The sequence below is a fragment of the Citrobacter sp. R4 genome (assembly GCF_026719175.1).
GTDB classification, from domain to species: Bacteria; Pseudomonadota; Gammaproteobacteria; order Enterobacterales; family Enterobacteriaceae; genus Citrobacter_A; species Citrobacter_A sedlakii.
In genome coordinates this window covers 90,820-104,248 of record NZ_JAPPSU010000012.1, presented here as the reverse complement: position 1 = coordinate 104,248, position 13,429 = coordinate 90,820, and the positions used below count along the sequence as shown (strand labels likewise).

General features: G+C 57.6%; 16 protein-coding genes and 1 riboswitch. All 16 genes read left to right on the top strand.

Annotation, left to right across the window (positions count from 1 at the left end):
• The first annotated feature begins 146 nt into the window (after window positions 1-146).
• The 16 genes from pocR (at window position 147) to OOJ60_RS20215 (ending at window position 13,421) form a co-directional block, all read left to right on the top strand.
• The gene (gene pocR / locus OOJ60_RS20290; RefSeq protein ID WP_042284155.1) at window positions 147-1,064 is read left to right on the top strand and encodes a transcriptional regulator PocR; all 918 of its coding nucleotides are present in this window, start codon (window positions 147-149) and stop codon (window positions 1,062-1,064) included.
• Window positions 1,065-1,378: 314 nt separating this feature from the next.
• Window positions 1,379-1,553, top strand: a riboswitch (cobalamin riboswitch).
• A gap of 89 nt (window positions 1,554-1,642) precedes the next feature.
• The gene (locus tag OOJ60_RS20285) at window positions 1,643-3,022 is read left to right on the top strand and encodes a cobyrinate a,c-diamide synthase (protein ID WP_205613085.1); all 1,380 of its coding nucleotides are present in this window, start codon (window positions 1,643-1,645) and stop codon (window positions 3,020-3,022) included.
• Window positions 3,019-3,978: an adenosylcobinamide-phosphate synthase CbiB gene (cbiB, locus tag OOJ60_RS20280; protein WP_205613084.1), complete on the top strand. Its 960-nt coding sequence runs from the start codon at window positions 3,019-3,021 to the stop codon at window positions 3,976-3,978. The genes OOJ60_RS20285 and cbiB overlap by 4 nt, the downstream gene beginning before the upstream one ends.
• A gap of 10 nt (window positions 3,979-3,988) precedes the next feature.
• On the top strand, window positions 3,989-4,621 hold the full coding sequence (locus tag OOJ60_RS20275; protein WP_042284148.1) for a cobalt-precorrin-8 methylmutase: 633 nt from the start codon (window positions 3,989-3,991) through the stop codon (window positions 4,619-4,621).
• Window positions 4,618-5,757, top strand: a complete 1,140-nt coding sequence (gene cbiD / locus OOJ60_RS20270) for a cobalt-precorrin-5B (C(1))-methyltransferase CbiD (protein ID WP_200034098.1) — start codon at window positions 4,618-4,620, stop codon at window positions 5,755-5,757. The genes OOJ60_RS20275 and cbiD overlap by 4 nt, the downstream gene beginning before the upstream one ends.
• Window positions 5,751-6,356, top strand: coding sequence for a cobalt-precorrin-7 (C(5))-methyltransferase (locus OOJ60_RS20265; protein ID WP_060570645.1), 606 nt, complete (start codon window positions 5,751-5,753; stop codon window positions 6,354-6,356). Before cbiD ends, OOJ60_RS20265 begins: the two co-directional genes overlap by 7 nt.
• Complete coding sequence (locus tag OOJ60_RS20260; protein ID WP_205613083.1) at window positions 6,346-6,915, top strand: decarboxylating cobalt-precorrin-6B (C(15))-methyltransferase; 570 nt, start codon at window positions 6,346-6,348, stop codon at window positions 6,913-6,915. The genes OOJ60_RS20265 and OOJ60_RS20260 overlap by 11 nt, the downstream gene beginning before the upstream one ends.
• On the top strand, window positions 6,908-7,681 hold the full coding sequence (locus OOJ60_RS20255; RefSeq protein ID WP_060570644.1) for a cobalt-precorrin-4 methyltransferase: 774 nt from the start codon (window positions 6,908-6,910) through the stop codon (window positions 7,679-7,681). Before OOJ60_RS20260 ends, OOJ60_RS20255 begins: the two co-directional genes overlap by 8 nt.
• Window positions 7,662-8,717, top strand: coding sequence for a cobalt-precorrin 5A hydrolase (cbiG, locus tag OOJ60_RS20250; RefSeq protein ID WP_205613082.1), 1,056 nt, complete (start codon window positions 7,662-7,664; stop codon window positions 8,715-8,717). Before OOJ60_RS20255 ends, cbiG begins: the two co-directional genes overlap by 20 nt.
• A complete protein-coding gene (locus tag OOJ60_RS20245; protein WP_205613081.1) occupies window positions 8,717-9,442 on the top strand; it encodes a precorrin-3B C(17)-methyltransferase in 726 nt (241 codons plus the stop codon). The genes cbiG and OOJ60_RS20245 overlap by 1 nt, the downstream gene beginning before the upstream one ends.
• Window positions 9,439-10,239 carry a cobalt-precorrin-6A reductase gene (locus OOJ60_RS20240; RefSeq protein WP_205613080.1) on the top strand — a complete coding sequence of 267 codons (801 nt, stop codon included), beginning with the start codon at window positions 9,439-9,441 and terminating at the stop codon, window positions 10,237-10,239. The genes OOJ60_RS20245 and OOJ60_RS20240 overlap by 4 nt, the downstream gene beginning before the upstream one ends.
• Complete coding sequence (gene cbiK / locus OOJ60_RS20235; RefSeq protein WP_200034078.1) at window positions 10,236-11,030, top strand: sirohydrochlorin cobaltochelatase; 795 nt, start codon at window positions 10,236-10,238, stop codon at window positions 11,028-11,030. Before OOJ60_RS20240 ends, cbiK begins: the two co-directional genes overlap by 4 nt.
• The gene (locus OOJ60_RS20230) at window positions 11,027-11,740 is read left to right on the top strand and encodes a cobalt-factor II C(20)-methyltransferase (RefSeq protein ID WP_060570640.1); all 714 of its coding nucleotides are present in this window, start codon (window positions 11,027-11,029) and stop codon (window positions 11,738-11,740) included. The genes cbiK and OOJ60_RS20230 overlap by 4 nt, the downstream gene beginning before the upstream one ends.
• Window positions 11,737-12,474, top strand: coding sequence for a cobalt ECF transporter S component CbiM (gene cbiM / locus OOJ60_RS20225; RefSeq protein ID WP_060570639.1), 738 nt, complete (start codon window positions 11,737-11,739; stop codon window positions 12,472-12,474). Before OOJ60_RS20230 ends, cbiM begins: the two co-directional genes overlap by 4 nt.
• A 1-nt stretch (window position 12,475) precedes the next feature.
• On the top strand, window positions 12,476-12,757 hold the full coding sequence (locus OOJ60_RS20220; protein WP_205613079.1) for an energy-coupling factor ABC transporter substrate-binding protein: 282 nt from the start codon (window positions 12,476-12,478) through the stop codon (window positions 12,755-12,757).
• Window positions 12,744-13,421: an energy-coupling factor ABC transporter transmembrane protein gene (locus OOJ60_RS20215; protein ID WP_205613097.1), complete on the top strand. Its 678-nt coding sequence runs from the start codon at window positions 12,744-12,746 to the stop codon at window positions 13,419-13,421. The genes OOJ60_RS20220 and OOJ60_RS20215 overlap by 14 nt, the downstream gene beginning before the upstream one ends.
• The last annotated feature ends 8 nt before the right edge of the window (window positions 13,422-13,429 follow it).

Genomic DNA, 13,429 nt, shown 5'->3' with positions numbered 1-13,429 from the left:
GAACTGACTAAAAAGTCTCCCCAGCCCGGGAGACTTTTGTTATTGTCATTTGGCTTTCAGTCATTAACTAAGGACAGCCGATGACAAAAAGTAAATGTAAAAAATATGTTTTAATTATAACAATGGATTAACTGAGGGATTTTATCATGATTTCTGCGAGTACCCTGAACTCAGAACTCATTAATAAAATCGCACAGGATTTTGCGCAAGCCACAAGCCTGGCCGTTGTGGTTGTCAATATTCACGGTGATGAGATTTCTGAGCTATTTAATTTCACGCCTTTTTGTCAGCTGATGCGTCAACATCCTCAGCACAGCACCCGCTGCCGGATGAGCGATCGCTGCGGAGGGCTGGAAGCCTCGAAATCGGATCAGCCCTGTATCTACCGTTGCCATGCCGGGTTAACCGATTTTTCTATCCCCCTGGTTATCGCCGGGCATCTGGTTGGGTTCGTATTGTGTGGTCAGGTGCGTCTGCGTAACGATGAGGGGGTTGATTTGGTCGATATTCTCAACGTTGACGACCGCTGGCAGGCCGACCCGGAACTGCTCAATGAATTTCGCAACGTCCCGGAAATGGACTACTCGCGAGTGATGGCATCTGCGGATTTGTTGAAGCTAATTGTTGAAAACTGCCTGAAAAAACAGCTGAATTTTGTGGTAATCAAAGACAGCGAACAGAGCGCGGAACCGTCGCGTCCGGCGCGTGCGCCCAGCCCGCATGACAGCAAAATGAAAAAAGCGCTGCGCTATATTGATGCCCATTTGTCCGACGATTTACGCCTTGAAGATGTGGCTTCACACGTCTACCTCAGCCCGTACTATTTCAGCAAGTTGTTCAAAAAATATCAGGGGATCGGCTTTAACGCATGGGTGAATCAACAGCGTATGGCCAGCGCGCGGGAACTGCTTTGCCATAGTGACTGGAGCATTGCCAGTATTGCCCGCAATTTAGGTTTTTCTCAAACCAGTTATTTCTGCAAAGTATTTCGTCAGACTTATCAGGTGACGCCGCAGGCATATCGGCAGCAGGCCGCAGAAAATTTACCGGTAGAATCGGCGTAAATAGCAATATTTTGCTATTGCCGATTTTTGATATTTCCCGTGAGCGCGCCATTATTCGCGGTTTATTTTATTTGGCGCAGCAATAAATTGTCATAGCGCAATAAAATATCAAAATTTGCAGCGTAAACTTCGCCAGTTTTTATTTTTGTGATGAGATACAGTTTCATTGTGAAGGGTTTTCATTATTCTTCTGCGTGTCTTTTCAGAAAGAAGCGTGTTAATCCGGCATTGTTTTGCCGTTGAGGGTTGCAATACCCGCGCGAAAAAGAATGCGTTAAAAAAGAGTTTAAGATGATGAGCAGATGCCAGTCTGTTCATCATTGAAGCCGACAGGTTAGACACATTTGTGTCAGGGAAGGGGGTGAAAATCCCCCGCAGCCCCCGCTGCTGTGATGCTGACGACCCCGTAAAGACCACTGATCGCAAGATTGGGAAGGACGGGAGAGGATGACGCTAAGCCAGAAGACCTGCCTGTCGGATACATTCAACAACTTCGGTGGGAAGTGGGTTGCTTTACAACAGACAGTCGAAAGACTGGATGTCAGTACATCCCTACCACCCTGAACAGGATCAGGGTCATGGCGGCACAGCAGTATGCGTTTGTTCTGGCAGGTACCGGGAGTGGCTGTGGAAAAACCACTGTTACATTGGGTCTGCTTAGCGCGCTAAAACAACGAGGGCTTCGCGTCCAGCCCTGCAAAGTCGGCCCTGACTATCTGGATACCGCCTGGCATACGGCGGTCTGCGGTACACCTTCCCGTAATCTCGACAGCTTTATGCTTCCCGAACCCGTCCTCAATGCGCTGTTTTGCGAGCAGATGCAGGAGGCGGATATCGCCGTTATCGAAGGAGTGATGGGACTCTACGACGGATACGGCACCGATCCCGGCTATTGCAGTACCGCGGCGATGGCGAAACAGCTGGGGTGTCCGGTGATCCTGCTGGTGGATGGCAAGGCCGTTTCGACCTCCATTGCCGCGACGGTAATGGGATTTCAGCAATTCGACCCGACGCTTAACCTCGCGGGCGTGATGGTGAATCGCGTCAACAGCGAAGCGCATTTTCACTTGCTTAAAACGGCGATTGAGCGCTATTGCGCAGTGCCCGTGCTGGGTTATGTGCCGCACGTTGAGGGCGTTACGCTGCCGGAGCGCCATCTTGGACTGGTGACTGCCCGCGAGTCGGTGGTGACACAGCAACCCTGGCTGGATTTTGCCGCTACGCTGGAGCAGACGCTCAATATCGACCACCTTTTAGCGCTAAGCGAAATAGCAACCTTACCACAGGGCGCATGGCCGGAATTGCCCGCACAGGACGCCGGAAAGGGACTCACGCTGGCGATGGCCGACGACGAAGCGTTTAATTTTTACTATCCCGATAACGTGACGTTGCTGGAGCGTACCGGCGTGAAGATCGTCCGCTTCAGCCCGCTGCATGACCGGGTTTTACCCGACTGTCAGATGGTCTGGCTGGGTGGCGGTTATCCTGAGCTGCATGCCAGCGCGCTGGCGGCTAACGGCACGATGCTGGCGAGTCTGCGCGATGCGCACCAGCGTGGCGTCGCCATTTATGCCGAGTGCGGCGGGTTAATGTACCTCGGTACGCAACTGGAGGACGCCGGTGGATTCGTGCATTACATGGCGGATATCCTTCCCGGTTACAGCAAAATGGGGGAACGGTTGACCCGCTTTGGCTACTGCGAAGCGCAGGCGCTGCAGCCAACCCTGCTGGCGGCGGAAGGTGAAATCCTGCGCGGCCATGAATTTCACTACTCCGATTTTTTCCCGCAAATTTCTGCCGTGATGGCCTGTCGCAAGGTGCGCGACGGTAAAACGCTGCAGCAGTGGTCCGGCGGCTGGCAGGCAGGTAATACTTTCGCCAGTTATCTGCATGTCCATTTTGCCCAGCGTCCGCTCATGCTGACCCGCTGGCTGCAGGCGGCGAGGGAGGCGTTATGACACTGCTTGCGTGGTGTGTCGCCTGGCTCCTCGACGTTATGGTTGGCGACCCGCAGCACTGGCCGCACCCGGTGCGCTGGATAGGCAACCTGATTACCGTCGTACAGCGGACGGTTCGTCGTCATTGTCACAGCGAGCGCGCGCTGCGCATCGGTGGCGGCGTGATGTGGCTGGTGGTGGTGGGGGTGACGTGGGCGGCGGCCTGGGGCGCGTTGACCGCCGCCCGGCTGATCCATCCGTGGCTGGGCGGGTTGGTGGAGGTGTGGATGATTTTCACCGTGCTGGCTGGTCGCTGTCTGGCCAATGCCGCCAGAGACGTGGAACGCCCGCTGCGCGCGGGGGATCTCGCCGCCAGCCGGGAGAAATTGTCGTGGATTGTCGGTCGTGACACCTCGCAGCTGGCTCCACAACAAATAAACCGGGCGGTGGTGGAAACCGTCGCAGAAAATACAGTCGACGGCATTATTGCGCCGCTGTTCTTTCTTATGCTGGGCGGCGCGCCGCTGGCGATGGCCTATAAAGCGGTCAACACCCTGGACTCGATGGTGGGCTACAAGCACGAAAAGTACCGGGCGATCGGCATGGTCAGCGCCCGTCTTGATGACCTCGCAAACTTTCTTCCCGCCCGGTTGAGCTGGCTGCTGCTGAGCGCCGCGGCATTTTTGTGCCGCAACGACGGCGCGCGCGCCCTGCGTATTGGCTGGCGCGATCGCTATAACCACAGCAGCCCCAACTGCGCATGGGCGGAAGCGCCCGTGGCCGGCGCGCTGGGTATTCGCCTCGGCGGTCCAAATGACTATTTTGGCGAGCGCGTTGAAAAGCCGTGGATTGGCGACGCGCAGCGCGAGATTACCGTAAATGACATTCCCCAAACGATTCGACTGATGTGGGTTGCGTCCACGCTGGCCCTGGCGCTGTTTATGTTGACGCGCTGGCTGGTGGTTGGCATGGCCTGAGGATTAAACAATGCATTACATCCAACAACCGATGGCGATAGAGGCCAAAAGCTTCGACATCATTGGCGAGATCATCCATGAAACGCGCCCGGAATACCGCTTCGCCAGCCCACTGCATGAGGCCATTATCAAGCGTGTCATCCACACCACCGCCGATTTTGACTGGCTCGATATTCTCTGGTTTTCCGATGATGCACTCTCCCGACTTTGTGCGGCGCTGCGTCGTCCGTCAGTGATCTACACCGATACCACGATGGCGCTGTCGGGGATCAACAAAACGCTACTGGCGAAATTCGGCGGTGAGTGCCGTTGCTACATCAGCGATCCGCGGGTGGTGGCGCAGGCGAAAGCACAGGGGATCACTCGCTCAATGGCGGCCGTGGATATTGCCGTGACGGAAGAGAGCGAGAAAGTGTTTGTTTTCGGCAATGCCCCCACCGCGTTATTTCGTCTGCTTGAACATGATGCGGCGGTGAATGGGGTGGTCGGCGTACCGGTCGGATTCGTCGGAGCGGCGGAATCAAAAGAGGCGCTGACGCGCAGCCCATTACCCGCGATTGCCGCCCTCGGACGTAAAGGCGGCAGCAACGTCGCAGCGGCAATTATCAACGCCATCCTTTATCACCTTGAGGGGGCGCGATGAGCGATCAGACGTTTGATGCTCCCGTCTGGCACAACGGTAAAGCGCTGCGAAAAGGCTATACCACCGGTTCGTGCGCCACGGCGGCGGCAAAAGTCGCGGCGCTGATGGTGCTGCGACAGCATTTGATCCATCAGATTTCCATCGTCACGCCGTCCGGCGTCACGCTGTGCCTTAATGTGGAATCACCGCACATTGAAGGCCAGCAGGCGGTTGCCGCGATCCGCAAAGACGGCGGGGATGATGTCGACGCTACACACGGCATGTTGATTTTCGCCCGCGTGACGCTGAACGACAGCGGTGAAATAACGCTGCTGGGCGGGGAGGGGGTTGGCACCGTTACGCGTAAAGGTATTGGTCTGCCGATTGGCAGCGCCGCTATTAACCGCACGCCACGTCATACCATTGAATCGGCGGTGCGAGAGGCGATAGGCCCGGCGCGCGGCGCGGAAATTGAAATATTCGCGCCGGAAGGCGAAGTGCGGGCGCAAAAAACCTACAACTCGCGGTTGGGGATCGTTGGCGGCATTTCCATTATCGGCACCACCGGCATCGTGACGCCAATGTCGGAGGAAAGCTGGAAACGATCACTGTCGCTGGAGCTGGAGATTAAGCGCGCCGAGGGGCTTGAACGGGTGGTGCTGGTGCCGGGCAATCATGGCGAGCGCTTCGTGCGCGAGCAAATGGGGATTGACAGCAAAGTGGTGGTCACCATGAGTAACTTCGTCGGTTACATGATTGAAGAAGCCGTGCGGCTCGGTTTCCGCCACATCGTTCTGGTCGGTCATCCGGGGAAACTAATCAAAATCGCCGCCGGGATCTTCCATACCCATAGCCATATTGCCGATGCGCGAATGGAAACGCTGGTGGCGCACCTGGCGCTGCTCGGCGCACCGCTGGCGCTGTTGAGAGAGGTCAGCGACTGCGACACTACCGAGGCGGCGATGGAACATATCGACGCGTATGGCTATCAGCGCATTTATGACCATCTTGCGGAACGCATCTGCCTGCGCGTGAAGCAGATGCTGCGCTTTACCAAAACCCCGCCGACCTGCGACGCCATTATGTTCTCGTTCGATAACCAGGTACTGGGAAGCAACCGTCCTCTCGGGGCGATAGCTCAGGAGTTGCAATGTTAACGGTGGCAGGAATGGGGCCTGCGGGCTTGCATCTGATGACGCCTGCCGCGCGGGACGCGGTGGCGAATGCCGACGTGCTGGTGGGAGGTAAACGTCACTTGCAGCAGTTTCCGGCGTTTCAGGGGGCAAGGTTTACGCTCGGCGCCAATATTCCGGCGCTGCTGGCATGGATTGAGACGCAGCAGGATAAAAATGTGGTGGTCCTCGCCTCTGGCGATCCGTTGTTTTATGGCATCGGTACGCGGCTGGTCGCGCACTTTGGCATTGAGCGGGTACGCATTATTCCCGGGATCAGCGCCGTGCAGTATCTCTGCGCCCGGTCAGGTATCGACATGAATGACATGTGGTTAACCAGCAGCCACGGGCGCAGCGTCTGTTTCGATACGCTGGCGGCGCATCGCAAAGTGGCGATGGTCACCGACGCGCAGTGCGGGCCGCGGGATATCGCCGCGCAGTTGGTGGCGCGCGGCAAAGGCGATAGCTGGATGGTGATTGGCGAGAACCTGGCGATGGACAATGAACGGATCCACTGGCTGCGCGCCAGTGAGGTACAGGCCGACTACGAGATGAATGCGGTGGTGATCTTAGATGAAAGATGAGCTTTTTCTGCGCGGCGGAAACGTGCCGATGACCAAAGAGGCGGTACGGGCGATTGCGCTGGCAAAACTGGAGCTACACCGGGCCAGTCACCTGATTGATATTGGCGCGGGAACGGGCAGCGTCTCTATAGAGGCGGCGTTACGCTATCCCTCTTTGCACGTGACGGCCATCGAACGTAACCCGGCGGCGCTACGGCTGCTGGACGAGAATCGTCAACATTTTGCCTGTCCGAATATCGATATCCTGCCGGGGGAAGCCCCCATGATGTTGACCGAAAAAGCCGACGCGGTGTTTATGGGCGGCAGCGGCGGCCATTTGACCGGGCTTATTGACTGGTCGCTGCGCCAGTTGCACCCGAGCGGACGTCTGGTAATGACCTTCATCTTGCAGGAAAACCTCAACGCCGCGCTGGCGCATTTGCAGCAGTTGGACATACACGACGTTGACTGCCTGCAACTGCAAGTATCGTCCCTGACCGCGCTCGGCAGCGGCCATTTTTTCAAACCGAACAACCCTGTGTTTGTCATCGCCTGTCAGAAGGAAGAACGCTATGTCTGAGACATTTGATCCCCGCTGTGTGTGGTTCGTTGGTGCCGGTCCGGGCGACCGCGAGCTGATTACTCTCAAGGGCTACCGCTTACTGCAACAGGCGCAGGTGGTGATTTATGCCGGTTCGCTGATCAACACCGAACTGCTTGAGTATTGTCCTGAGGGAGCCGAGTGCCATGACAGCGCGGCGTTGCACCTTGAGCAGATCCTCGATCTCATGGAAGCGGGCGTGAAGGCCGGGAAAACGGTGGTACGTCTGCAAACCGGGGACGTTTCGTTATATGGCTCGGTGCGTGAGCAGGGTGAGGAACTGACCAAACGCGATATTCCCTGGCAAGTGGTGCCGGGCGTCAGCGCGTTTCTTGGCGCGGCGGCGGAACTGGGCGTTGAGTACACCGTGCCGGAGGTGTCCCAGAGTCTGATCATCACCCGGCTTGAAGGACGTACGCCAGTGCCGGAGCGGGAGCAGCTTGAGTCCTTCGCCAGCCACCGTACCTCAATGGCGATTTATCTTTCGGTACAGCGCATTCATCGGGTGGCGGAACGGCTAATTGACGGCGGCTACCCGGCGACCACCCCTGTGGCGGTGATCTACAAAGCCACCTGGCCGGAAAGTCAGACCGTGCGCGGCACTCTAGCGGACATCGCAGACCGCGTGCGTGACGCCGGGATCCGCAAAACGGCGCTGATTCTGGTCGGGGATTTCCTGGGTGAGGAGTACCACTACTCAAAACTGTATGCGGCGGACTTTAGCCATGAATACCGTAAAGCCTGAATCCATTGCCCTGTTTTGCCTGACGCCCGGCGGGGTGCAACTGGCGAAACGGCTGGCGGCGATGCTGCCGCTGACCTGTTTTACCAGCGAGAAGCTGCTTGAGGACGGTTTTTTGCCGTTTGACGGCGGTTTCGCCCAGGCGGCGCGTGACGCGTTTAGTCATTATTCAGCGCTGATTTTTATTGGCGCGACCGGCATTGCGGTCCGCGTACTGGCGCCGCTTGTGAACGACAAGTTCAGCGATCCGGCGGTGGTGGTTATTGACGAACGCGGCCAGCACGTTATCAGCCTTCTTTCCGGCCATGCGGGCGGAGCAAATGCGCTGACCCGCTATCTGGCGGGGATGCTGGGCGCGGATCCGGTGATTACCACGGCGACCGACGTTAATGACATGGCGGCGCTGGATACCCTCGCTTTTCAACTTAACGCGCGCATGAATGATTTCCGCGCGGCGGTCAAAGTGGTCAACCAGATGCTGGTGAGCAATCAGCGGGTCGGTTTGTGGTGGGATCCCGAACTGGACGAAGACGTGGGCCACTGTGACCGCCGCGGATTTATCACCGTGACCGATCTCAGGCAGTTACCCGAGCTGGATGCGCTGGTGTGTATCACCTTGCGTGACGAACTGCCTGATATTCCAGTGCGTCACTGGAAGCTGGTGCCGCAGCGTGTGGTGGCCGGAATCGGCTGTCGTCGGGATACGCCGTTTCCGCTGCTGGCGGCGCTGCTGGCGCGTCAGCTCGCCGCGCAGCGTTTTGACCCGCTCGCCCTGAAAGCCATTGGCAGCGTGTCGCTAAAAAAAGATGAAGAAGGGTTGATTCAGCTCGCGTCATGCTGGCGCGTGCCGTTTGAAACCTTTAGCGCTGACGTGTTGCGTGAACATGAGCACCGCTTTCCGGCATCGTCGTTTGTTCGCCAGACGGTAGGCGTCGGAAGTGTGTCGGGGCCGGCAGCCTGGCTGCTGAGTCATGGGCAGTTGTTAGGCGAAACCCTGCGGGAACAGGGCGTCACTATTACTTTAGGAGTTTCAAACTGATGTTAAGCGTAATTGGAATCGGCCCTGGCTCACAAGCCATGATGACCATGGAAGCGGTGGAGGCGTTGCAGGCGGCGGAGATCGTCGTGGGCTACAAAACCTACACCCATCTGGTGAAAGCTTTTACCGGCGACAAGCAGGTCATCAAAACCGGAATGTGCAAGGAGATTGAACGCTGCCAGGCGGCGATTGAGCTGGCGCAGGCCGGACATAATGTGGCGCTGATCAGTAGCGGCGACGCGGGCATTTATGGCATGGCGGGACTGGTGCTGGAACTGGTCAGCAAGCAGCAACTGGACGTAGAGGTGCGTCTGATCCCCGGCATGACCGCCAGCATTGCCGCTGCTTCGCTGCTTGGCGCGCCGCTGATGCATGATTTTTGCCACATCAGCCTGAGCGACTTGCTTACGCCGTGGGAGGTGATTGAAAAGCGCATCGTCGCCGCCGGGGAAGCTGACTTTGTTATTTGCTTCTATAACCCACGCAGCCGGGGCCGTGAGGGGCATCTGGCGCGGGCGTTTGAACTGCTTTCCGCCAGCAAAAGCGTGCAAACGCCGGTCGGGGTCGTGAAGTCAGCGGGCCGCAAAAAACAGGAGAAATGGTTGACCACGCTCGGTGAAATGGATTTTACGCCGGTGGACATGACCAGCCTGGTGATTGTGGGCAACAAAGCCACCTATGTGCGGGAGGGGCTGATGATCACGCCAAGGGGCTACGCACTGTGAGTGTCGGCGAGGTGCTGGTGGTAGGGGGAACCAGTGACGCCCGGGCGATCTGCCAGCAACTGGATGCCGCCAACGTGGCGTACACCCTGTCTGTGGCGACACCGACCGGGAAACAGTTGGCGGGGGATATCAAAGGTCAGGTGCGCTGCGGACGGCTGGAGCAGGAACAAATGGTCAACTGGTTGAAGGAAAACGGCACGCGCTGGGTGATAGACGCTTCTCATCCGTATGCCGAAATAGTGAGCCGCAACATCATGCGCGCCTGCGAGCAGGCTGGCGTCTTGCTCAGTCGCTATCAGCGTCCCGAACAGCTCCGTGACTTAACGCATCCGCTGCTTTACACCGTAAACAGTATCGCCGACGCCTGTGAAGTGGCAGGACGGCTGGGCGAGCGCGTTTTGCTGACGACCGGCAGTAAAGATTTGGCGAACTGGCGTACGGGGTTACCGGGGAAAACCCTGCTTGCCCGGGTACTGCCGGTGCCTGAAGTGATAGCGCAATGCGCAGAACTTGGCTTTGGCGTCGGGGAAATATTCGCGCTTTGTGGTCCATTCAGCGCAGAGTTTAACGCCGCATTTTACCGCCAGTGTCAGGCTGACGTCGTGATAACCAAAGCCTCAGGCGCTGAGGGGGGGTATCAGGAAAAAGTTCAACCCTGTCTGGATGCAGGGATCCCTTGCATCGTCATTACCCGCCCGGCGCCGCTGGTGACGGGAGAAGAATTACTGGAAAGTCAGGCCGCATTTGCTCAGCGTCTGTCACGCTGGCTGGCCGCTGCTAAAGGAGTCATACAATGAAAAAAGCGCTTCTGGTGGTCAGCTTTGGCACCAGCTATCACGATACCTGCGAGAAAAACATTGTCTCCTGCGAACGCGATCTTGCCGCAAGTTGTCCCGATCGGGATCTGTTTCGCGCGTTTACCTCGGGAATGATTATTCGCAAATTGCGCCAGCGGGACGGCATCGACATCGACACGCCGTTGCAGGCGCTGCAAAAGCTTGCCGAACAGGGCTATCAGGACGTGGCGATTCAGTCGCTGCACATTATTAACGGCGACGAATACGAGAAAATTGTTCGCGAAGTGCAGACGATGCGGCCACTGTTTTCCCGTCTGACGCTGGGGGTGCCGCTGCTGAGCAGTCATGACGACTACACGCAGTTGATGTGCGCCTTGCAGCAGCAGATGCCTACGCTGGGCGAGGGTGAAAAGGTGGTATTTATGGGCCACGGCGCCAGTCATCATGCCTTTGCCGCCTATGCCTGCCTTGACCATATGATGACCGCGCAGGGCTTTCCGGCCCGCGTCGGCGCGGTAGAAAGCTATCCGGAAGTGGGGGTGCTGATCGACAGTCTGCGTAAAGAAGGCATCCGTGCCGTTCATCTCATGCCGCTGATGCTGGTGGCGGGGGACCATGCGATTAACGACATGGCTTCTGACGAAGAGGATTCATGGAAAACCCTGTTCAATGCGGCCGGTATCCCGGCGACACCGTGGCTGAGTGGACTTGGCGAAAATCCGGCGGTACGTGCGATGTTTGTCGCGCATCTGCAGCAGGCGCTGAACATGGCGATGGAGGCGGCGGCATGAGCGGAAAACTTTACGCGCTGAGCACCGGGCCAGGCGCCGCGGATCTGATTACCGTTCGCGCCGCCCGTATTCTGGGGTCGCTGGATATCCTCTATGCTCCGGCGGGGCGGAAGGGCGGTGACAGCCTGGCGCTTTCCATAGTTCGCGAATATGTCGGCGCGAAAACTGAAATCCGCTGTTGTCACTTTCCCATGAGCGCGGACAGCGCGGAAAAAGAGGCGGTCTGGGACGACGTCGCCGCCGCGCTGGTTCAGGCGGTGACCGCCGGAAAACAGGTGGGTTTCATTACCCTTGGCGACGCTATGCTGTTCAGCACCTGGGTCTTTTTGCTCCAGCGCATCGGCTGCCCGGACTGGCTCGACATTGTTCCCGGCGTCACGTCATTCGCCGCCATCGCCGCGCGGTCGAAAACCCCGCTGGCGATGGAGCAGCAGTCGCTGGCGGTAGTTTCGTGCACGGCGCCGGAAGCGGACATTCTCCGCGCCTTACATCAGCATGACAGCCTGGTACTGATGAAGGTATATGGTCGCTTCGCACGCATTAAGGCGCTACTGAAGCAGGCCGGGTTGCTGGAGTGCGCGCTGATGATGTCGGAAGCCACCCTGCCTGGCGAACAGTGTTGGCGACATCTCAATGAGGTTAGCGACGACCAGCCGTTGCCTTATTTCTCGACCATTCTGGTCAATAAACAGTGGGAGAATGCACAATGAAACGTGAACAGCAGCTGAAAAAGCTGTCATTCAGTGGTCTGGCTGCGGCGCTATTGCTGATGCTCGTGCCCGAGCAGGCGTTCGCGATGCACATTATGGAAGGCTTTTTACCGCCGATGTGGGCGCTCGCCTGGTGGCTGCTGTTTTTACCGTGTCTGTGGTACGGGCTGGTGCGCCTGCGTCAGATTGTGATGGAAGACAGCCATCAGAAGGTTCTGTTGGCGCTGTGCGGCGCGTTTATTTTTGTGCTGTCCGCACTGAAGATCCCCTCTGTGACGGGCAGTTGTTCTCATCCTACCGGCGTCGGGCTGGCGGTGATCCTCTTTGGTCCGGGGGTGGTAGCCGTGCTTGGCGCCATCGTGCTGCTGTTCCAGGCGCTGCTGCTGGCGCACGGCGGCCTGACGACGCTCGGCGCAAACGGCATGTCGATGGCGGTGATTGGCCCGGTTGTTGGCTATCTGGTGTGGAAAATGGCCTGTCGCGCCGGGCTGCGTCGTGATGTCTGCGTCTTTCTTTGCGCCATGCTGGCGGATCTGGTGACGTATTTTGTCACGTCGGTCCAGCTTGGCGTGGCTTTCCCGGATCCGCAGGCGGGGGCCACCGGATCGGTCATTAAATTCATGGGGATCTTCTGCCTGACGCAAATCCCGATTGCTATCGCTGAAGGGCTGTTGACCGTCATGATTTATGACCAGTTGACGAAACGGCAACTCATAACCGCACAAGGACATTAAGATGAAAAAGACGCTGATACTGCTGGCGATGGTCATTGCCCTCGTTATTCTGCCGTTTTTTATCAACCACGGCGGAGAATACGGCGGCTCGGATGGCGAAGCGGAAAGCCAGATTCAGGTCGTCGCGCCGCACTATGAGCCGTGGTTCCAGCCGCTGTACGAGCCGGCCAGCGGTGAAATTGAAAGCCTGCTGTTTACGTTGCAGGGGTCACTTGGCGCGGCGGTGATTTTCTATATTCTTGGTTATACCAAAGGCAGACAACGCCGTGATGACCGGGCTTGACAGACTAAGCTACCAAAGCCGTTGGCTTCATATAGCACCGGAGCGTAAGTTTGTGTTCTGGTTGCTGATGATGGTGCTGGCCTTTACCCTGCCGCCCTTGGGGCAGGGTATTGAACTGGCGCTGATAGCCGGTTTAACCTGCTGGCTGCTGCGTATTTCGTTTGGCCGTTGGTGTCGCTGGATGGCGCTGCCGTTTGGTTTTTTAGCGGTGGGCGTGGTTACCATTCTCCTCAGCATTAGCCGCGATCCGCAGACGTTGCTGGCGGCGTTTCCGGTTGGCGACTTCTGGCTTGGGGTCAGCGCTCTGGGCTTACAGACGGCGAATGAGACGTTCTGGCGCAGCCTGGCTGCGCTGGCCGCTACCTTCTGGCTGTTGCTGAATCTGCCGTTTCCCCAGTTGATCACGTTACTCAGGCGGGCGCATGTCCCCCGCCTGCTGACCGAGCAGATCCTGCTGACCTGGCGCTTCATTTTTATTCTGTTAGACGAAGCGCTGGCGATTCATCGCGCGCAAACGCTGCGTTTTGGTTATAAAAGTTTGCCGAATGGCTACCGTTCGCTGGCGATGCTGGTGGGTTTACTGTTTACCCGGGTGCTGATTCGTTATCAGCAAATGGCTGCGACGCTGGATATCAAACTGTATCAGGGTGATTTTCACCTGTAAGGAATCAC